General features: G+C 73.0%; 14 protein-coding genes. 5 read left to right on the forward strand and 9 right to left on the reverse strand.

What is annotated here, in order from left to right; all coding sequences use genetic code 11:
• Positions 1-14 precede the first annotated feature (14 nt).
• Together AB0435_RS10325 and AB0435_RS10330 are read right to left on the reverse strand one after the other, a co-directional pair.
• Entirely contained in the window at positions 15-980 is a 966-nt protein-coding gene (locus tag AB0435_RS10325; RefSeq protein ID WP_366004663.1) for an LLM class F420-dependent oxidoreductase, read from the reverse strand.
• A gap of 28 nt (positions 981-1,008) precedes the next feature.
• Positions 1,009-2,127: an AI-2E family transporter gene (locus AB0435_RS10330; RefSeq protein WP_366004664.1), complete on the reverse strand. Its 1,119-nt coding sequence runs from the start codon at positions 2,125-2,127 to the stop codon at positions 1,009-1,011.
• A 173-nt stretch (positions 2,128-2,300) separates the two neighbouring features.
• Here AB0435_RS10330 and AB0435_RS10335 point away from each other — a divergent pair, with 173 nt between their 5' ends.
• Positions 2,301-3,386 (forward strand): glutamate--cysteine ligase, encoded by a 1,086-nt coding sequence (locus tag AB0435_RS10335; RefSeq protein WP_366004665.1) that lies wholly within the window; start codon positions 2,301-2,303, stop codon positions 3,384-3,386.
• 89 nt (positions 3,387-3,475) lie between these two features.
• Entirely contained in the window at positions 3,476-5,101 is a 1,626-nt protein-coding gene (locus AB0435_RS10340) for a ubiquinol-cytochrome c reductase cytochrome b subunit (RefSeq protein WP_366426657.1), read from the forward strand.
• Between the two features lie 11 nt (positions 5,102-5,112).
• Here AB0435_RS10340 and AB0435_RS10345 read toward each other — a convergent pair whose 3' ends face one another.
• The 3 genes from AB0435_RS10345 to AB0435_RS10355 all read right to left on the reverse strand — a co-directional run bounded on the left by AB0435_RS10345 (position 5,113) and on the right by AB0435_RS10355 (position 10,105).
• On the reverse strand, positions 5,113-5,502 hold the full coding sequence (locus AB0435_RS10345) for a cytochrome c oxidase subunit 4 (protein ID WP_366426658.1): 390 nt from the start codon (positions 5,500-5,502) through the stop codon (positions 5,113-5,115).
• The gene (gene ctaD, locus AB0435_RS10350; RefSeq protein WP_366004668.1) at positions 5,499-7,208 is read right to left on the reverse strand and encodes a cytochrome c oxidase subunit I; all 1,710 of its coding nucleotides are present in this window, start codon (positions 7,206-7,208) and stop codon (positions 5,499-5,501) included. Before ctaD ends, AB0435_RS10345 begins: the two co-directional genes overlap by 4 nt.
• Positions 7,209-7,588: 380 nt before the next feature.
• Positions 7,589-10,105: an ATP-binding protein gene (locus AB0435_RS10355; protein WP_366426659.1), complete on the reverse strand. Its 2,517-nt coding sequence runs from the start codon at positions 10,103-10,105 to the stop codon at positions 7,589-7,591.
• Between the two features lie 376 nt (positions 10,106-10,481).
• Here AB0435_RS10355 and AB0435_RS10360 point away from each other — a divergent pair, with 376 nt between their 5' ends.
• Entirely contained in the window at positions 10,482-13,076 is a 2,595-nt protein-coding gene (locus AB0435_RS10360; RefSeq protein WP_366426669.1) for a SpoIIE family protein phosphatase, read from the forward strand.
• Between the two features lie 83 nt (positions 13,077-13,159).
• On the opposite strand, the gene AB0435_RS10365 is transcribed toward AB0435_RS10360, so the two are convergent.
• From AB0435_RS10365 to AB0435_RS10375, 3 genes are all read right to left on the reverse strand, one after another.
• Positions 13,160-13,468 (reverse strand): acyl carrier protein, encoded by a 309-nt coding sequence (locus AB0435_RS10365; protein WP_366004670.1) that lies wholly within the window; start codon positions 13,466-13,468, stop codon positions 13,160-13,162.
• Positions 13,469-13,516: 48 nt separating this feature from the next.
• Positions 13,517-15,931 (reverse strand): type I polyketide synthase, encoded by a 2,415-nt coding sequence (locus AB0435_RS10370; protein WP_366426660.1) that lies wholly within the window; start codon positions 15,929-15,931, stop codon positions 13,517-13,519.
• 91 nt (positions 15,932-16,022) lie between these two features.
• Positions 16,023-16,934 carry an alpha/beta hydrolase gene (locus tag AB0435_RS10375; RefSeq protein WP_366426661.1) on the reverse strand — a complete coding sequence of 304 codons (912 nt, stop codon included), beginning with the start codon at positions 16,932-16,934 and terminating at the stop codon, positions 16,023-16,025.
• A gap of 325 nt (positions 16,935-17,259) precedes the next feature.
• Here AB0435_RS10375 and AB0435_RS10380 point away from each other — a divergent pair, with 325 nt between their 5' ends.
• Positions 17,260-18,747: a DHA2 family efflux MFS transporter permease subunit gene (locus tag AB0435_RS10380; protein WP_366426662.1), complete on the forward strand. Its 1,488-nt coding sequence runs from the start codon at positions 17,260-17,262 to the stop codon at positions 18,745-18,747.
• On the forward strand, positions 18,725-19,336 hold the full coding sequence (locus AB0435_RS10385; protein WP_366004674.1) for a TetR family transcriptional regulator: 612 nt from the start codon (positions 18,725-18,727) through the stop codon (positions 19,334-19,336). The genes AB0435_RS10380 and AB0435_RS10385 overlap by 23 nt, the downstream gene beginning before the upstream one ends.
• Positions 19,337-19,569: 233 nt before the next feature.
• Here AB0435_RS10385 and AB0435_RS10390 read toward each other — a convergent pair whose 3' ends face one another.
• Positions 19,570-20,361 (reverse strand): alpha/beta fold hydrolase, encoded by a 792-nt coding sequence (locus AB0435_RS10390; protein WP_366426663.1) that lies wholly within the window; start codon positions 20,359-20,361, stop codon positions 19,570-19,572.
• Between the last annotated feature and the right edge of the window lie 9 nt (positions 20,362-20,370).

Consider the following 20,370-nt stretch of genomic DNA (forward strand, 5'->3'; position numbering starts at 1 on the left):
GCCGCGGGGGCTCCTCAGAGTTCCCGCAGCGCGGGGAGCAGTTCCTCCTCCGCCCAGGTCAGGAAGGGGGCCTGCTGGTCGCCGCCGATCTGGACCAGGGCCACCTCCGTGAAGCCCGCGTCGGTGTAGGCCCGCACCGCGTCGACGAATTCGTCGACCTTGGGGCCGCAGGGGATCGACTCCACGACGTCGTCCTTGGTGACGGTGCGGGTCGCGGCGGCGATGGCGCCGTCGTGGGGCAGCTCGGAGTTCACCTGCCAGCCGAGCCCGGACCAGCGGAACTGGTCGTGCGCCCGGTCGATCGCCGCGTCGCGGTCCAGGTCGTAGGAGACGGGCAGTTGGCCCACCCTCGGTTTGCCCGCTCCGCCGTGCCGCTCGAAGAGGTCCAGGAGCTCCTTCCTCGGCTCGGTGGCGATGACCAGGTCGGCCAGGTGCCCGGCGAGCCGGCAGGAGACCTCGCCCGAGACGGCGATGCCGATGGGCGGGGGCTCGCCCGGCAGGTCCCAGAGCTTGGCGTGCTCCACGTCGAAGTAGGTGCCGTGGTGGTTGAGGATCCGCCCCTCGAAGAGGCGCCGGATGATCCCGACCGCCTCCGCGAGCTTGTCCAGCCGGATCTCCGCCGAGGGCCAGCCGCCGCCGACCACGTGCTCGTTGAGGTTCTCGCCCGAACCGAGGCCGAGGCGGAAGCGCCCCCCGGACAGCAGCTGGAGCGTGGCGGCCTGCTGGGCGACCAGGGCCGGGTGGTAGCGGGTGGTCGGACAGGTCACGTACGTCATGAGCGGGATCCGGGACGTGGCCCGCGCGGCGGCGCCCAGGACCGTCCACGCGTGCGGCGAGTGGCCCTGCGACGCCAGCCACGGGGAGAAGTGGTCCGAGGTCACGGAGAAGTCGAACCCGGCCTTCTCGGCGGCCACCACATGCTCGACGAGGTCCAGGGGGCCCGCCTGCTCCGTCATCATCGTGTATCCGATTCGCACCATATGCCCCGGGTTCCCAGGTCGGCGGCGGCTATGCGGCGTCGATCCGCGGAAACGCGGATTCCTCCAGCACGATCCCGATCCCCACGGCGACCGGGATGGCGATCAGCGCCCCGACGATCCCGAGCAGGGCCCCGCCGATGACCACGGCGACGACCGTCACCAGCGGGTGCACGTCCACCGCGTACCGCATCGCCTTCGGCATGATCAGATAGTCCTCGGCCAGCCGGAACGCGGTGTAGAAGCCCGCGGTGCCCAGCGCCACGGGGAAGGACACCGCCAGGGCCACCAGGCTCACCACCACCCCGCCGACGGTCGACCCCACGACGGGGACCATGTCCAGCAGCGCGACGAGCACGCCGAGCGCCGCCGGGTACGGGACGTCCAGCACCTCGCACCAGGCGAACGTGGCCAGCCCCGCGACGGCCGACGTCGCGGCGTTGCCCAGCATGTAGCGCCCGACCCGCACCAGCGTCGCCTCCGTCAGCGTCACCACCCCGGCTCGGCGGCTGTGCGGTACGAAGCGGTAGACGAACCGCTTCAGCTGCTCCATCCCCACCATGAAGTACACGGTCAGGACCACGACGAGCGCGGTCCCGGTCACCGCGCTGACGACCAGGTGGCCCGCGCCCAGCAGCCCGCCCACCACGGCCGTCCCCATGCCGGAGCCGAGCTGCCTGCGGGCCTTCGAGATCAGGTGGTAGCGGTCCTCGAGACGGCCCAGCGCGGAGTGGTGGTCGTGCAGCTGCCGCAGCCACTCCGGCACCGCGTCGACCAGGGCGGAGACCTCGTTGGAGACGGGCGGGATCACCAGCGCGAGGAAGCCCGCCAGGAGGGCCAGCGACGCGACGATCACCACGGTCACCGCCCAGCCCCGGCCGAGCCGGCGGCGCGCGAGCCAGCCCACCACCGGCTCCAGACTGATCGCCACGAAGAGGGCCAGCAGCAGGAGGGTGAGCACACCGCTGATCCGCAGGACCGTCTGCACCGCCAGATAGGCCAGCGTCAGCCCCAGCCCCGTGCTGAAGCCCGCCGCGAACCAGGACGCTGTCGGCCGCACCAGCACCCGCCCGGCACGCCCCGCGCGAGCGCCGCCCCGGGCGTCACCGGGCGGCTCACCCCCGCCCCGCGGATCGTTCTCCGACTGCATCGCACCCTCTCCGGCCGTCCCTCGCTGGACCTCTCCGTACCCCGCGGCCCCACCGGAGCACCGGGGACTCCCCGAATACCACCCGCTGGCCGAGTCCGCCCCTGGCGGACGGCAGTCGGCGGACACCGGGACCGTCCTTGAGCATTCCGCTCCCGGAGGGGTACACGTGCCTTGTGATCACCATGGGAGTGGAGGAGGAGTACCTCCTGCTGGACCCCGGCACGGCCACGCTCGTGCCGCTGGCGGACGAGGTGCGCGCGGTGGCGGGCCTGCAGCCGAGCGTGGACGCGCGGGAGGTCCAGGCGGAGCTGCTCCAGGCGCAGCTGGAGGTCGCCACCCCCGTCTGCGCCGAGCTGGCCGCCGTGGGCGCGCACCTCCTGCGGCTGCGCCGCGCGGTCGCCGTCGCGGCCGACAAGGCCGGCTGCCGGGCCGCCGCGATCGGCACCGCGCCCCTCACCTGCGCCGCGCCGGTCGCGATCACCGAGCAGCCGCGGTACGCGGCGGTCGCCGAGCTCGGCGCCCGCCTGGCGGACGAACAGCTGGTCAACGGCATGCACGTGCACGTCGCCGTCCCCGACAAGCGGGTGGGCACCGCCGTACTCAACCGCGTCCGCCCCTGGCTGCCCGTGCTCGTCGCCATGGGCGGCAACTCCCCGCTGTGGTGGGGGCGGGACACCGGCTTCGCGAGCTGGCGCACCGTCGTCTTCGGCCGCTGGCCCGTCAGCGGCCCGCCGCCCCACTTCGACGGCCCGGCCGACTACGAACGGCGCGTCGGCGCGCTGGTCGAGGCCGGGGCGATCCTGGACTCCCGGCAGGTCTACTGGCAGGCCCGGCTGTCCGAGCGCTACCCCACGATCGAGGTGCGCTGCCTGGACGTCCAGCTCACCGCCGACGACGCGATGATGTTCGCGGGCATCGTCCGGGGCCTGGTGGCCACGGCCGTACGCGAGTACCGGGAGGGCGTGCCCTTCTCGCCGTGCCCGCCGGAGATGCTGCACGCCGCGAACTGGCACGCCGCGCGCTACGGGCTGCGCGGTGATCTCCTCGACAGCCGGGGCGGGCGGCACCGGGCCGACGACGCGGTGCGGGCGCTCCTCGGCCACATCACGCCCGCGCTCGACGAGGCGGGTGACACGGCCGAGGTGACGCGCCTGCTCCGGCGGTTCCGGCGCCAGGGAGCCCCGGCGGACCGCCAGCGCCGGGCGCTCGCCGCCGGCGGCCTGGAAGCGCTGACGGAACTGGTGCTCTGTTCTGGCTAATCGCTGGTTGAGCGGCCGGTGCCCGGGTTACCCATCAGTCGCACCGCGCCGTGCGGAGCGGGGTGCGTCGGTGATTGGGAGCGTGCCTCATGCTGTTCCGGAGACGGCGAGAGGGGGCCGGGCAGCGGGCCCGGGCGGCCGCGGTGACCGGATTCGTCGTCCTGGACCGGCGGCTGCCCCTCGCGGAGGCGGGCCGGGCGCTGCTGCGCAAGGCGTTCCCGGACCACTGGTCGTACCTCCTCGGCGAGCTCGCGCTGTACAGCTTCGTGGTGCTCGTCCTCACCGGCTCCTACCTCGCGCTGTTCTTCGACCCCGGCATGGCGCAGAGCGTCTACCACGGCTCCTACGTGCCGCTGCGCGGCCTGCCGATGTCGCAGGCGTACCTCTCCACGCTCGACCTCAGCTTCCAGGTCCGCGGCGGGCTGCTCATCCGGCAGATGCACCACTGGGCGGCGCTGGTGTTCGTCGCCGCCGCCGCGGTGCACATGCTGCGGGTCTTCTTCACCGGCGCCTTCCGCCGGCCGCGGGAGGCCAACTGGCTGGTGGGGATGACGCTGTTCCTCCTCGCGCTGTTCGAGGGCTTCTGCGGCTACTCCCTGCCCGACGACCTGCTGTCCGGCACGGGCATGCGCACGGCCAACACGATCGTGCTGTCGATCCCGGTCGTGGGCACGTACGCGAGCTCGTTGGTCTGGCGCGGCCCGTTCCCCGGCCATGTGATCCTCCCGCGGCTGTACATCGTGCACGTGCTGTTCGTGCCGGGTCTGCTGATCGCGCTGATCACCGCTCACCTGGTGCTGGTCGTCTACCTCAAACACACCCACTGGGCGGAGCGGGGCCGGACCAACCGCAACGCGGTGGGGCAGCCGATGTTCCCGCAGTTCGTCACCAAGTCCACCGGCCTGTTCCTGATGCTCTTCGGCCTGCTGGCCGTGGGCGGTGCGCTCGCCCAGGTCAACCCCGTCTGGAACTACGGGCCTTACCGCGCCGACCAGGTGGCCACGGACGCCCAGCCCGACTGGTACGTCGGCTTCCTGGAAGGCGCGCTGCGCGTCATGCCGCCGTGGGAGACGGTGCTGTGGGGCCACACCTGGATGTGGAACGTGCTGATCCCCGCCGTGATCCTGCCGGGGGTGCTGTTCACTGCGCTGTACCTCTACCCGTTCCTGGAGAAGTGGGTGACAGTGGACAGCGCGGAGCACCACTTCAGCGACCGGCCCCGCAACCGCCCCACCCGTACCGCCCTCGGAGTGGCCGGCATCGTCTTCTACGCCGTGCTCCTCGTGGCCGGCGGCAATGACGTGGTCGCCTACTCCTTCCGGGTCTCGATCAACACCCTGACGTGGATCTTCCGGGTCGGCGTCGTCCTCGGGCCGGTGGCGGCCTTCATGGTCACCAAGCGGGTGTGCCTGGCCCTCCAGGACCACGACCGGAAGACGCTCGCCGAGGGCGAGGAGAGCGGCGAGGTGGAGCAGAGCGCCGAGGGCGGGCTGAGCGAGGGCCACCGCCCGCTGTCGGCCCGGCGCGGCTACCGGCTGATGGTGCGTGAGGTCCCGCTGCCGCTGCCCGCCGGCGAGGACCCGGTCTCCCGCCGGCAGCGGCTCCGCACGGCCCTGAGCGGCTGGTACTACCGCGACCGCGTGGAGCTGCCCGTGACGCCGGAGCAGCGGCGGGAGATCGAGGAACGGACGGCCGCGCCGGCCGAGCCGGAGTGACGCCCGCCGGGTCAGTCGCGCCGGACGTACTGGAACGTCAGACCCAGGACGCCCGCGCCCAGCACCCCGAATCCGACGAGGAAGAGCCACAGGCCGTAGACGATGCCCAGCGCGGTGAGGGCCGCGCCGAGGCCGGTCAGCGGAGGGTAGGCGCTGCGCGACGGGAAGAAGTCGAGCGGCCCGGCGCGCTCGGCGACCTCGGCGCCCTTGCGGTCCTCCGGCCGGGGGCCGCGGCGCCGGTGGTTCATGGCGCAGAAGAAGGAGATCAGCGACGCCATGACGAAGGAGACGGTCAGGGCGGCGGTGCCCGCGGGCTCGCGGTCGGACAGCCAGGTGTAGAAGGCGCCGGTGCCGAAGAAGAAGCCGGCCACCCCGGCGAAGAGATACGCCTCGGTCTTCACGCGTCCGCCCCTCCCCGGGGAAGGGACCGGCTCCCGGACGGCAGGGCCGCGGCCTCGGCGATGTCGGGGTGGTGCAGGTCGAAGGCGGGGGAGTCGGAGCGCACGCGCGGCAGGGACGTGAAGTTGTGGCGGGGCGGCGGGCAGCTGGTGGCCCACTCCAGGGAGCGCCCGAAGCCCCAGGGGTCGTCCACCGTCACCTTGGGCGCGTGCCGGGCCGTGTGCCACACGTTGTACAGGAACGGGAGGGTGGAGATTCCCAGCAGGAAGGCGCCCATGGACGAGACGGTGTTCAAGGCGGTGAAGCCGTCCGACGCGAGGTAGTCGGCGTAGCGGCGCGGCATTCCCGACTCGCCCAGCCAGTGCTGCACCAGGAAGGTGATCTGGAATCCGGTGAAGAGGGTGAAGAAGTGGATCCTCCCCAGCCGTTCGTCGAGCATCCGGCCGGTCCACTTGGGCCACCAGAAGTAGAAGCCGCCGAACATCGCGAAGACCACGGTGCCGAAGAGCACGTAGTGCAGGTGCGCCACGATGAAATAGCTGTCGGTGACATGGAAGTCGAGCGGTGGGGAGGCGATGAGGACCCCGCTGAGCCCGCCCAGGAGGAACGTCACCAGGAAGCCCGTCGCCCACAGCATCGGCGTCTCGAAGGAGAGGCTGCCGCGCCACATGGTGCCGATCCAGTTGAAGAATTTCACGCCCGTCGGCACGGCGATCAGGAACGACATGAAGGAGAAGAACGGCAGCAGCACGGCCCCGGTCGCGAACATGTGATGCGCCCACACCGAGGCCGACAGCATGGTGATCGCTGTGGTCGCCCCCACCATGCCCGTGTAGCCGAAGAGCGGTTTGCGGCTGAAGACCGGGATGATCTCGGTGATCACCCCGAAGAACGGCAGCGCGACGATGTAGACCTCCGGGTGGCCGAAGAACCAGAACAGGTGCTGCCAGAGGATGGCCCCGCCGCTCGCCGCCTCGAAGACGCGCGCCCCGAACTTCCGGTCCGCCTCCAGCACCAGCAGCGCCGCGGTGAGCACCGGGAAGGCGAGCAGCGCCAGGATGGAGGTGAAGAGGATGTTCCAGGTGAAGATCGGCATGCGGAACATCGTCAGACCCGGCGCCCGCAGGCACAGGATCGTGGCGATGAAGTTCACCGACCCCAGCACCGTGCTGAGCCCGGCGACCACCAGCCCCATGGCCCACAGGTCGCCGCCCGCGCCCGGCGAATAGACCGCGCTGTTCAGCGGCGCGTACGCGAACCAGCCGAACGGCGCTGCCCCGCCCGGCACGACCAGGCCGGAGACGACGATCAGGCCGCCGAAGAGGAACAGCCAGTACGACAGGGCGTTCAGCCGGGGGAAGGCCACATCGGGGGCCCCGATCTGCAAAGGCATGACGGCGTTGGCGAACCCGGCGAACATCGGCGTCGCGAACAGCAGCATCATCAGCGTGCCGTGCAGCGTCACCAGCTGGTTGTACTGCGCCGTGGAGACGATCTGGAGGCCGGGGCGGGCCAGTTCGGCCCGCATCAGCATCGCCATCAGACCGGCGGCGAGGAAGAACGCGAACGCCGTGACCAGGTACATGTTCCCGATCACCTTGTGATCGGTGGTGGTGACGTAGTCCAGGAGCCTGCCGCCCACCCGGACCCGGGGATTCCCGGCCGCCTGCCCGGTCTCCGCGGAATTCTCCTGCTCCAGTTGCGGCATGCGCCCCTCCGTGGGCCCGGGCTCTCTGTGGGACCGGTGTCCCTGTGCGGGCGCCTCGTGTGTAGCCGGGGCTGCGCCCGGGCAAACCAGGGCTGCGCCATCTGGCGGTGCGGGGGGTGGGTGCGGGTCGCTTGCTCCCCCAGCGGCGGGCTTTTTCCCCAGCCCCGCCTCTTCCCGGCTGCGTCTGATGTGCGGCTCCGCCGCGTGGGGGGCTCTGCCCCAGACCCCGAGCTGCGGCTTCGTCGCCTCCCCCAGCTACCTCCCCCAGACTCCGTCCGGGGGTGCCCCCAGAGGTGCCCCCAACGACGGGAGCGCCCTTGGGGCCCCCGGACGAAGTCTGGGGGAGCGTCCTCAAACGCCGGACGGGCTGGATGGCCGGCTCAGGCCACCGCCGCCGGCAGGGAGACCACCATCGTCAGGCCCCCGCCCGGCGTGTCCTCCGGGGTGAGCGTGCCGCCCATCGCTTCGGTCAGGCCGCGGGAGATGGCCAGGCCGAGACCCAGTCCGGTCGTGTTGTCCGTGTCGCCCAGCCGCTGGAAGGGGGCGAACGCGTGCTCCAGGTCGGCCGGGCTGATCCCCGGCCCCCGGTCGATGACGCGCAGCTCGACCCGCGCGGCGAGGACGCTGGCCGCGACGGTGACCGGACGGTCCGGGGGAGAGTGCCGGGTCGCGTTGGCCACGAGGTTGGCGACCACCCGCTCCAGCAGCGGCGGGTCGGCGAGCACGTCCGGCACGCCTTCCAGAGCGTGCGGGACGACCGGCACCGCCGGGACCTCCGGCAGGGTGTCGAGGGCCAGCGCCAGGACCCCGGCGAGTGCCGTGGGCTCCAGCCGCAGCGTCAGCGCTCCCGCGTGGATGCGGCTCATGTCCAGCAGATTGTCGACCAGCCGGTTCAGCTTCACCAGGGACTCCTCGGCGGTGGCGAGCAGTTCCTCCCGGTCGGCCTCGGAGAACTCCACCTCCCGGCTGCGCAGGGAGCTGATGGCCGCCCAGCTGCCGGCGAGCGGGGTCCGCAGATCGTGGCTGACGGCGGCGAGCAGGGCGGTGCGCATCCGGTCGGCGGCCTTGACCGGCTCGACCTCGGCGACGGCCTCGGCGAGGCGGGCGTGCTCGACGGCCGCGGTCAGATGGGCGGCGAAGGCGGTCAGCACCCGGCGTTCGGCCGCGGGCAGGGCCCGGCCGCGGAGCACCAGTTCGCCGTCGGCGCCGATGGGCACCGTCAGCCCGGCCCGTACGCCCTCCGGGTCCGCCGCCCGCCCCTGCCCGGCGCCGCGGGGGCACAGCTCGGCGGACTCCATGCCGAAGGTCTCGCGGGTGCGCTCCAGCAGCACGGGCACGGCGTGCTCGCCCCGCAGGATGCCGCCGGCCAGCGACGACAGCGTCTCGGCCTCGGCGGTCGCGCTCGCCGCCCTCCGGCTCAGCCCCAGCGAACGGTCCACGACGGCCGCGACGGTGGCGGCGACCACGGCGAACACCGCCACGGCCAAGGCGTTGTTGGCCTCGTCGATGGTGAAGCGGTCGGTCGGTGGCACGAAGGAGTAGTTGAGCAGCAGCGACGCCGCGATGGAGGCGAGCAGCGCCGAGACCACCCCGCCGATGCAGGCGACACCGACGACGGTCAGCAGGAACAGCAGCGTCACACTGGTCAGGTTGAGGTCCAGCGGACCGGAGACCTCCCGCAGCAGCAGGGTCAGCAGCAGCGGCACGAGCAGCCCCGACACCGGGCCGCCCACCCGCCGGGCCGACGAGAGGTCCCGCCGCGGCGGGGGCAGGGCCCGGCCCCGCCCGGCCCGTTCGTGCGTGACCATATGGACGTCGATGTCCCCCGACAGCGCGACCGTCGTCTCCCCCACGCCCCGCGAGAACCGCGGCAGCAGCAGGCCGCGGCGGCTGACGCCGACCACGAGCTGGGTGGCGTTCTCCGCGCGGGCGAAGTCCAGGAGCGCGGTGGGGACATGGTCGCCGATCACCGTGTGGTACGTACCGCCGAGGCGCTCCACCAGCCGCCGCTGCCTGGCCAGGGCCGCGGACGAGGCCCCCACGAGCCCGTCGCTGCGGGTGACGTGCAGGGCGAGCAGATCGCCGGAGGAACGGGCGGTGATCCGGGCGGCCCGCCGGATGAGCGTCTCTCCCTCGGGCCCGCCGGTGAGGGCGACGACGACGCGCTCGCGGGTCTCCCAGACGCCCCCGATGCCGTGCTCGGCGCGGTAGCGCTGGAGGGTCTCGTCGACGTGCTCGGCCACCCACAGCAGGGCCAGCTCCCGCAGCGCGGTGAGATTGCCGACCCGGAAGTAGTGCGAGAGCGCCGCGTCGATCTTCTCGGGCGCGTAGACGTTGCCGTGCGCCATCCGCCGCCGCAGCGCCTCGGGAGGCATGTCGACGAGCTCGATCTGATGGGCGCGGCGGACCACGTCGTCCGGCACCGTCTCGCGCTGCGGCACATCGGTGATCTTCTGCACCACGTCGTTGAGGGACTCCAGATGCTGGATGTTGACGGTCGTCACCACGTCGATGCCCGCGGCGAGCAACTCCTCGACGTCCTGCCAGCGTTTGACGTTGCCCACGCCCGGCACATTGGTGTGCGCCAGCTCGTCCACCAGCGCCACGTCCGGGCGCCGGGCCAGCACGGCCTCCAGGTCCAGCTCGGTGTGCGCCGTGCCGCGGTAGGCGCGCCGCGCCCGGGGCACGACCTCCAGCCCGTCGAGCATCGCCTCGGTGTGCGGCCGCCGGTGGCACTCCGCGAAGGCCACCACCACATCGGTGCCCCGCCGGCCCCGGCGCCGCCCCTCGTCCAGCATGCGATAGGTCTTCCCGACGCCGGGGGCGGCGCCCAGGAAGACCTTGAGCCTGCCGGGACGCGGGCCCGGCGCGTCGGTCGGAAGGCTGCCCTGCACCATCGGTCACTCCTCTGCGGAAAAGGGGCGCTCACGCCGGGCGGAGCGGCCTGGCGCCCGGGACGGGGTCGCAACACATACGCACTGCTCATCGTCGGGTCGGAGCACCGGATCGGGAGCGGCGGCGACCCGACGTTGACACGTTCCTGACCCCGGCGGACGGCCCGGGCGGCCGGCCCATCGTTCGCGCCGCGCAAGAGGGCAGGGTAGACATGGGGGTATGGCCCGAATCCGGGGCCGCTCCTGGGGCCTCTCGGGCCGCTGGTTCGATCGCCGGCGCCCGGGGCGCCGCCATGAGCGGCGAGAGGGGCGCCAAGGCTCGCGGGCGGCGTCCGCACGGCGGCTGCGACTGGTGGCGACCCGCAGCGTCGCCGGTCAGATGTTCCTGCTGCAAGTGCTGATCGTGCTGCTGCTCGTCGTCGCCGCCGTGGCCGTCCTGCTCGTCCAGGCGCGGAGCGACCGCTTCCAGGCGGCGCGCGACCGCTCGCTCGCCGCCGCCGAGGCCTTCGCCCACGCGCCCGGCCTGGTCGCCACGCTGGCCGGCCCCGACCCCAGCGCCGTACTCCAGCCCCTGACCGAGGCCGCCCGCAAGGAGGGCGGGGTCGACTTCATCGTGGTGACCGACCGCAACGGCCTCCGCTACACCCACCCCAAACCGGAGCTGATCGGCAAGCACTTCATCGGCAACATCGGCCCCTCCCAGGCCGGCCGCATCACCGTCGAGAGCGTCCGCGGCCCACTGGGCGAAGAAGTGCAGGCCGTCGTCCCCGTGACCGACTCCCACGGCACGGTCGTCGGCCTCGTCTCGTCCGGGATCAAGGTCAGCGCCGTGAGCAGCGCCTTCGACCGCCAGCTGCCCGTCGTCCTCGGCGCCGGAGCCCTCGCGCTCGTCCTGGCGACGGGCGGCACGGCCCTGGTCACCAGGCGGCTGCGCCGCCAGACCCACGGCCTCGGCCCCACCGAGATGACCCGGATGTACGAACACCACGACGCGGTCCTCCACGCGGTCCGCGAGGGCGTGGTCATCGTCAGCGGCGACGGCCGGGTCCTGCTCGCCAACGACGAGGCGCGCCGCCTCCTCGACCTCGCCCCCGACGTGGAGGGGCGCGAGGTCACCGGTCTGGGGCTCGACCCCCGGATGACCGAGCTCCTCGTCTCCCGCCGGGTCGCCAGCGACGAGGTCATCCCCTTCGGCGACCGGCTGCTCGCCGTGAACAACCGGCCCACCGACCGCGGCGGCGGCCCGCCCGGCAGCGTCGCCACCCTCCGCGACTCCACCGACCTCCAGGCGCTCGCCGGCAAGGCCGAGGTCGCCCGCGGCAGGCTGCGGCTGCTCTACGACGCGAGCGTGCTCATCGGCACCAGCCTCGACGTCCGGCGCACCGCCGAGGAACTCACCCAGGCGGCCGCACCCCGCTTCACGGACTACGCCACCGTCGACCTCGCCGAGCCCGTGCTGCGCGGCGAGGAGCCCCAGGCCGTGGGCACCGAGGCACCGGAGCTGCGCCGGGTCGCCCTCACCGGTGTCACCGACGACCACCCCCTCTACCGCGCGGGCGAGCTGCACCGGTTCGCCGCGCCCACCCCGCAGGCCACCGGCTTCGTCAGCGGCCGGCCCGTGCTCGTACCGGACCTGGGGACCAACGCGGGCTGGCGCACCCAGGACCCCGAGCGCACGCAGGAGATCCTGGACTACGGCTTCCACTCGCTCATCACCGTGCCGCTGAAGGCGCGCGGCGTCCTCATGGGCATCGCCAACTTCTGGCGCACCCGGCAGAGCGAGCCCTTCGAGGAGGACGACCTCTCCCTCGCCGAGGAACTCGCGGCCCGCGCCGCCGTGTGCATCGACAACGCCCGCCGCTACACCCGCGAGCACGCCATGGCCGTCACCCTCCAGCACAGCCTGCTGCCGCGCGGCCTGCCCGAGCAGAACGCCCTCGACATCGCCTACCGCTACCTGCCCGCCCAGGCCGGGGTGGGCGGCGACTGGTTCGACGCCATCCCGCTGCCCGGCGCCCGCGTCGCCCTCGTCGTCGGCGACGTCGTCGGACACGGCCTGCACGCCGCCGCCACCATGGGCCGGCTGCGCACCGCCGTACAGAACTTCTCCTCCCTCGACCTGCCGCCCGAGGAAGTCCTGGGCCACCTCGACGAACTGGTGGGCCGCATCGACCAGGAGGTCGCGGAGGCGGGCGGCGAGTCGGCGATCGCGGGTGCCACCTGCCTCTACGCCATCTACGACCCGGTGGCCGGGACGTGCGGCCTGGCCCGCGCCGGGCACCCGCTGCCCGCGCTGGTGCTTCCCGACGGCACCGTGGAGTTCCCCGAGATGCCCGCCGGCCCGCCGCTCGGCCTGGGCGGCCTGCCCTTCGAGACCGTGGAGATCGACGTCCCCGAAGGCAGCAGCCTGGTGCTCTACACCGACGGTCTCATCGAGGACCGCACCCGGGACATCGACGTGGGCCTGGAGATCCTGAGCAGCACCCTGGCCGCGCCCGGCCGGACCCCCCAGGCGACCTGCGAGGCGGTGATCGCCGCGCTGCTGCCCGCCCGCCAGAGCGACGACATCGCCCTGCTCGTCGCCCGCACCCGCATCCTGGAGCCCGACCGGATCGCGGAGTGGGAGCTGCCCTCCGACCCCGCGGTCGTGGCCGGGGCCCGCGCCGACGTCTCCCGGAAGCTCACGGAATGGGGCCTGGTCGAGGCCGTGTTCACCAGCGAACTGATCCTCAGCGAGCTGATCACCAACGCCATCCGGCACGCCGACGGGCCGATCCGCGTACGCCTGCTCCGCGACCGCAGCCTGATCTGCGAGGTCTCCGACGCCAGCAGCACCTCACCCCACCTGCGCTACGCCGCCGCGGAGGACGAGGGCGGCCGCGGCCTCTTCCTCGTGGCCCAGCTCGCCGACCGCTGGGGCACCCGCTACACCCCCGACGGCAAGGTCATCTGGGCCGAGCAGCCGCTCGCCTGACGAGGGGGCTCCCCGGCGCGCGGCCAGGAGCGCCCTGCGACAGGGCGCCCCCGCATTCCTGGCCCGGCGGCCCCGCGCCGCGGTCACGAAGGGGTGTGCGCGAGCTCCTGGCCGAGCTGGTGGGCGAGCTGGGCGGCGGTGGGGTTCTCGACGATCGCGACCATGGCGATCTCCAGCCCGGTCGACGCCATGAGGGTCTTGGTGAGTTCGAGGGCGGTGAGGGAGTTGAGGCCGTTCTCGAGGAAGTTGCTGTCGTCGGTGAGCGGGGTGCCGAGGATCGTGCTCGCCTGGGTGCGGACGATGTCGGTGAGGAGCTTCTCGCGCTGCTCGGGGGTGGCGGCCGCGAGCTGCTGCTCGATCTCGGTGGTGCCGTGGTCCGGGGTGCCGGTCATGAATGCTCCTGTGATGTGTCGGACGGCGATGTGTCGGACGGTGACGTGTCAGACGGTGGTGTGGTCGTGCAGCCAGTAGCGGGTGTTCCGGAAGGGATACGTCGGGAGGTCCACGGTGCGTGGCTCGGCGGCGTACCGCAGGACCGGGGCCCAGTCGACCGTGGTGCCGGTGGTGTGGAGTCCGGCGAGGGCGGTCAGGAGCGCCTCGGTGGCGGCCTGCCCGCCGTCGAGCAGGGCGTGTGCCGTGGGGCCGGCCTCGGCTGAGCGGCCCAGGTGGAGCAGGGTGTGGGTGCCGGGGTCGGGGGATGCGGCGGGGGTGGGGGAGTTGAGGTGGTGGTGCCAGTAGGCGGGCGTGGTGACGGTGACGTCCGCCGGGGCGGTGCTGGTCAGCGTGAGCGTGGGGGGCCGGCACGTCACCCCCTCCAGGGCCGGTCGGTACGACTCCGGGGTGGGCGGCCGAGCGGGGTCGGCGGTGGCCCGGGCGTGGGCGGCGGCCAGGCGGCACGCGTCGTCGAGGGAGAGGACGCCGGCGGCGTACGCGGCGGCGAGGTGGCCGACGCCCTCGCCGATGAGCGTGTGGGGACGGGCCCCGGCTTCGAGGAGCAGCCGGGCGAGCGCGGTCTGCGGGGCGAAGAGGCCGAGCACGGCGTGGTGCGGAGGCGGGAGATGGGTGCCGAGGAGGGTGCGGACCTCGTCGAGGGCGGCGGCGAAAACCGGGATGTGCGTGTGGTGGTCGGCGTCCGCCGGGGCGGGTGCCTCGGCGCCGAAGCGCCAGGCGACCTTCTTCGGAGTGCTGTCGGGGACGCCCAGGACCAGGCCGGGATGCTCCTCCCCGGCGGCCAGCGCCCTTGCCGCGGCGAGCAGTTGGGGGTGCTCGCGGCCGACGACGACGGCGCGGTGTTCGAAGGGGGTACGCGTGGCGGCCAGGGAGTAGCCGACCTCGGCCGGGGCGGGCGCCGGGTCCGCGGCGGTCAGCCGGGCGACGAGGTCCCGCGCCTGGGCCCGGAGGGCCTCGGGCGTACGGGCGGACAGGGGCCAGGCCACGGGGCGTACGGACGGGGCGGCTCCGGCTGTCGCGTCGGCCGACGCGGCGTCGGGCGCCGGTGCGGGGGCCTCCTCGATGATGAGGTGGGCGTTGGTGCCTGACGTGGCGAACGCCGAGATCCCGGCGCGGCGGGGGCGGTCCTGGCGGGGCCAGTCGACCGGTTCGGTGAGCAGCCGCACCGCCCCCTTCTTCCACATGGCCAGCGGGGTGGGGCGGTCGACGTGGAGCGTGCGAGGAAGGGTGCCGTGCTGGAGGGCCTTGACCATCTTGATGAGCGCGGCGGTACCGGCGGCGCCCTGTGTGTGCCCGGTGTTGGACTTGACGGAGCCGAGCCACAGGGGCTGCTCCTGCGGGCGGTGGGCGCCGTAGGTGGCGATGAGGGCCTGGGCCTCGATGGCGTCCCCGATGGGGGTGCCCGTCCCGTGGGCCTCGACGGCGTCGATCTCCTCCGGGGCGAGCTGGGCGTCGGCGAGGGCGGCCCGGATGACGTGCTGCTGGGAGGGGCCGTTGGGGGCGGCGAGACCGTAGCCGGCGCCGTCCTGGTTCAGGGCCGAGCCCCGGATGACGGCGAGCACCGGGTGGCCGTTGGCCTGGGCGTCGCCGAGGCGCTCCAGGAGGATCAGGCCGGCGCCCTCCGCCAGGCCCATGCCGTCCGCCGCCGCGGCGAAGGGCTTGCAACGCCCGTCGGCTGCGAGGGACTTCTGGTGGGCGAAGGCGTGGAAGGTGTGGGGGGTGGACATGACGGTTCCGCCGCCGGCGAGCGCGAGCGCGCACTCGCCGCGGCGCAGCGCCTGGCAGGCCAGGTGGATGGCGACCAGTGAGGACGAACAGGCCGTGTCCACGGTGATCGCGGGGCCCTCCAGGCCGAGCGCGTAGGCGATCCGGCCCGAGACGAGGCTGCCGGAGGTGCCGCCGCCGAGGTAGGGCAGGAGCTCGTCGGGCGCGCTGTCCAGGCGTGTCGCGTAGTCGTGCCCGGTGGCGCCGACGTAGACGCCGGTGAGGGTGGAGCGCAGGGTGTGCGGGGCGATGCGGCCGCGCTCGACGGTCTCCCAGGCGAGCTGGAGCATGAGCCGTTGCAGGGGTTCGGTGGCCACGGCCTCGGTGGGGCTGATGTCGAAGAAGCCCGCGTCGAAGCCGGCGGCGTCCGGAAGGAAGCCACCGAACTCGGCGTACGGAGGATCCTCGGGGACGTCCCAGGCGCGGTCGGCGGGGAAGCCGGTGACCGCGTCCTGCCCGGCGTCGACCAGCTCCCACAAGTCCTCGGGGGTGCGGGTCCCGCCGGGCAGTCGGCAGGACATCGCGACGACGGCGACCGGCTCGTGCCGGGCCGCCTCGAGGTCGCGCAGCTGCTGTTGCACGTGATGCAGCTCCGCGGTGGTCCACTTGAGGTATTCGACCAGCTTCTCTTCGTTCGCCACGGAAATGATCAGCCTTCCTCGGTCGAGCATGAAGCCTCAAGCGGAGCCGTACGGTGCCGCAGCCAGGGTCGCCGTGCCCGCTTAAGCGGCTCTAACTCCCGCCTTGCGGACGGGCTTCGCGGTCAGCGGGAAGCGGAGACGGTGCGACGGTGCCGGCCAGCTGGAGGAGGTCGGCGGCGACCTCGTCGGGGGCACCGGCGTGCAGGTCGTGCTCGGAGCCGGGGTACCAGCGCACCCGCACCCGCTCCAGGGCGGCCTCGGCGGCGTCCACCCACGCGCGCACCTGGTCGGCGAGCTGGGGGATGGCCGGGATGACGGGCAGGAGCGTGACCGGCACGGTGATCCGCGGGTACCAGTCGGCGGGGGACTCGCGCTGGAGGCTGTCGACGATCGACATGACCTGCGCAGCGGTCATGCGCGGGATCAGCAGGCCGTCCGGGCTGACGTGGTAGTCGGCCAGGCGCGCCTCGACGGCCGCGGGTGACCAGTCGGGGTGCGAGCCGCGGAGGTAGGCGCGCATGTCGGCGGCCTTGGTGGTGCCCTCCTGCGCGCGCCGCACGACATCGGCGGTGCGCTCCCAGAAGGCGCGCATCACCGGCCCGTCGAACTCGTACCAGCCGCCGTCGACCAGGACCAACCCGTCGACCAGGCGCGGGTGTTCGGCGGCGAGGCGCAGCGCCAGGTGCCCGCCCCAGGAGTGCCCGGCGACGAGGGCGTGCTCCAGTTCCAGGGCGGCGAACGCCCTGGCCAGGTCCGTGACGACGGCGGCGTGCTCGTAGCCGTCCGGCGGGGTGTCGGAGGCGCCGTGGCCGCGCTGGTCGACGGCGTAGACCGGGTGCCCGGCGGCCGCGAGGCGCTCGGCGACCTCGTCCCACATCCGGGCGTTCGACAGCAGGCCGTGCAGCAGGACGAAGGGTCTGCCCGCGGCGCCCGGCCCGGACGCGGGCCGGTGCCGGACGTTGAGGGAGACGGTCTTCGACACGGGGATGCGGAGGTTCTTCACAGGTGGGCCCTCGGTGACGGGAAGGGGCAGGGGCGCTGTGCGACGGCGACGGCATTCACGTCCCGGCGGGCGCGGACCCGAGCGGCGTGGGCCGTCGTGGGTCCCGGCGGTCCCGCGCGATGTCGCCGGTTCCGGAGATCGAAGCCTGCCGTACGGAAGGGGCCGGGGCAATCCCCGGCCCCCGCGGTGGGCCGTCCGGCGACGGGGATTGCCCCGGCCGAAAAAATGAGAGTACGCTCCGACAAGACATTGAACTCTCGTTAGGAGGTGGACTCTCGTGTCAGCAGATCTGGGTGCGCGCAGGTGGTGGGCTGTCGGAGCTCTCGTGCTTGCGTCCCTGGTCGTGGGCTTCGACGTGACGATCCTGAGCCTGGCCCTGCCGGCCATGGCCGGTGACCTGGGCGCCAACAACGTCCAGCTGCAGTGGTTCGTTACGTCGTACACGCTGGTCTTCGCCGCCGGGATGATCCCGGCCGGCGTGCTCGGGGACCGCTACGGGCGCAAGAAGGTGCTGCTCGCCGCCCTGGTGATCTTCGGCCTGGCCTCGCTGGCCTGCGCCTATTCCACGTCGTCGGGCACGTTCATCGCCGCGCGGGCGGTGCTCGGCCTGGGCGCCGCCCTGATCATGCCGACGACGCTGTCGCTGCTGCCGGTGATGTTCTCCGACGAGGAGCGTCCCAAGGCGATCGGCGCGGTGGCGGGCGCGGCGATGCTGGCCTATCCGCTCGGCCCGATCCTGGGCGGCTACCTCCTCAACCACTTCTGGTGGGGAGCGGTGTTCCTGATCAACGTGCCGGTGGTGATCCTCGCCTTCCTGGCGGTCTCCGCCTGGCTGCCGGAGTCGAAGGCATCGCAGGTCAAGCGGTTCGACGTGGGCGGCCTTGTGTTCTCCAGCGTGGGTCTGGCCGCGATGACCTACGGCGTGATCCAGGGCGGCGAGAAGGGCTGGACGGACGTCAGCACGCTGGCGCCGCTGCTCGGCGGCGTGCTCGCCGTCGTCGTCTTCGTGCTCTGGGAGAAGCGGGTGACCGATCCGCTGATCGACCTCTCGCTGTTCCGCTCGTCCCGCTTCACCGCGGGCACCCTGCTCGGCACGGTCATCAACTTCACCATGTTCGGCGTGCTGTTCACGATGCCGCAGTACTACCAGGCGGTCCTGGGCACCGACGCGATGGGCAGCGGCTTCCGGCTGCTGCCGATGGTCGGCGGCCTGCTCGTGGGCGTCTCGATCGCAGGCAAGATCGCCAAGGCCATGGGGCCCAAGGCCGCGGTCGGCCTGGGCTTCGCCCTCCTCGCCGCCGCCCTGTTCTACGGCGGCACCACGGGCACCGGCAGCGGCACCGGCCTCGCGGCCGCGTGGACCGCCGCCTACGGACTGGGCCTCGGCTTCGCCCTGCCCACCGCCATGGACGCCGCGCTCGGCGAGCTGTCGACGGAGAGCGCGGGCGTCGGCTCGGCCGTCAACCAGTCGATCCGTACGCTCGGCGGAAGCTTCGGCGCGGCCATCCTGGGATCCATCCTCAACTCCAGCTACCGCGGCAAGCTCGATCTCGGCGGCCTGCCCGAGAGCGCTCAGGGCGCGGTCAAGGACTCAGTCTTCGGCGGCCTGGCCGTGGCCCGCGCCGTGAAGTCCTCCGAGCTCGTCGACACGGTGCGCTCCGCCTTCGTGCACGGCCTGGACGTCGTCCTGGTGGTCTCCGGCGGCCTCGGCCTGCTCGGCGTACTGCTCGCCGCGGTGATGATGCCGCGCCATGTTGGTGATCGTGCCACCGAGCCCGCAAAATCTGAGCATGAAGCCGCAGACGCAGCCTGACCAGGCCAAACCGGTGCCTGGCCTGAGAGAACGCAAGAAGGCCAGGACCAAGGCCGCAATCCAGCGGGAGGCGGTGCGGTTGTTCAGGGAACAGGGCTACACGGCCACGACCATCGAGCAGATCGCCGAGGCCGCCGAGGTCGCTCCCAGCACCGTCTTCCGCTACTTCGCGACCAAACAGGACCTGGTCTTCTCGCACGACTACGATCTGCCCTTCGCGATGATGCTCCAGGCGCAGTCGCCCGACCTCACGCCGATCCAGGCGGAGCGCCGGACGATCAGGTCGATGCTCAAGGACATTCCCGCCGAGGAACTGGCCCTCCAGCGCGAGCGCTGGGTCCTCATCATCTCCGAGCCGGAGCTGTGGGGGGCCAGCCTGGGCAACATGAGCCGGAGCATGGAGATCATGTCCGAGCAGGTGGCCAAGCGCGCGGGCCGCAGCCCGGGCGACGCCTCGGTCCGCGCCTACACCGGGGCGGTCTTCGGAGTGATGCTCCAGGTCTCGCTGGAGTGGGCGAGGAGTCCGGAGATGGACTTCGCCGTCGCCCTCGACGAAGCGCTCCTGTTCCTGGAGGACCTGCGGCCCTGACCGCGGTCCCCGTCACGGGGCGGGGCAGCCCCTCGCCCCCCGACCGACAGCCGTATGCGGCGGAGCCCCCGCCCGCCGCATACGGCGCCCCGCGAGTCCCGACCTCCCCTGGCGGGACTCGCGGGGACCCCGGCCGGCCGTGCGCGGCTTCGATCCCCCGGCAGTCGCGCACGGCCCACCCCTGACGCGCCCCGGCCCCCGACGGGGCGCGCCAGGGACCCCGGCCCGGACCGTCAGCCGCCCGTACGGACCGGGCGGCCCGCGACCAGCGCGTCGGCGACGATGCCCGCCACCTGCTCCTGGCAGGCGTCGAGGTAGAAGTGCCCGCCGCGCAGCACGTGCAGCTCGAAGTCACCGCTGGTGCGCTCCCGCCAGGTGGCCGCCTCCGCCGGCGAGGTCCGCCCGTCCGCGTCCCCGATCAGCGCCGTGACCGGACAGCCCAGCCGCTCCGGACCGGGCGGCTCGTAGGCGCCGACGGCCCGGTAGTCCGCCCGCAGCGCGGGCAGGATCAGGGCCTGCAACTCCTCGCTGGCGAAGAACCTCTCGTCGGTCCCGCCCAGCGACCGCAGGTGCGCCAGGATGTCCCGGTCACCGGGCAGCTCACCCGAGCCCTCCGGCCGGTAGGGCCGCGCGATGCCGCCGGAGGCGAACAGCCGTACCGGGCGGCCGGGACCACCCGGATCCCGCAGCCGCCGGGCGACCTCGAAGGCCACAAGGGCGCCCATGCTGTGCCCGAACAGCGCGAAGGGCCTGCCGTCCGCGGGCAGTTCGGTCACCACGGCGTCGGCGAGCTCCGCCACCGACTCCAGGCAGGGCTCACCGTGCCGGTCCTGCCGCCCCGGATACTGCACCGCCAGGACCTCGACATCGGGCGAGAGCAGACGCGAGAGGCCGAAGAAGTAACTCGCCGAGCCGCCCGCGAACGGAAAACACACCAGCCGCACCGGCGCACCCGCGCTCTCGTGGTACCGGCGCAACCACAGCCCGGCCCCCGTTCCCCACGCCTCCTGTGTGCCCTTGTCCATGGCCCTCCC

This window comes from Streptomyces sp. NPDC051173 (genome assembly GCF_040689515.1).
Lineage (GTDB): Bacteria > Actinomycetota > Actinomycetes > Streptomycetales > Streptomycetaceae > Streptomyces.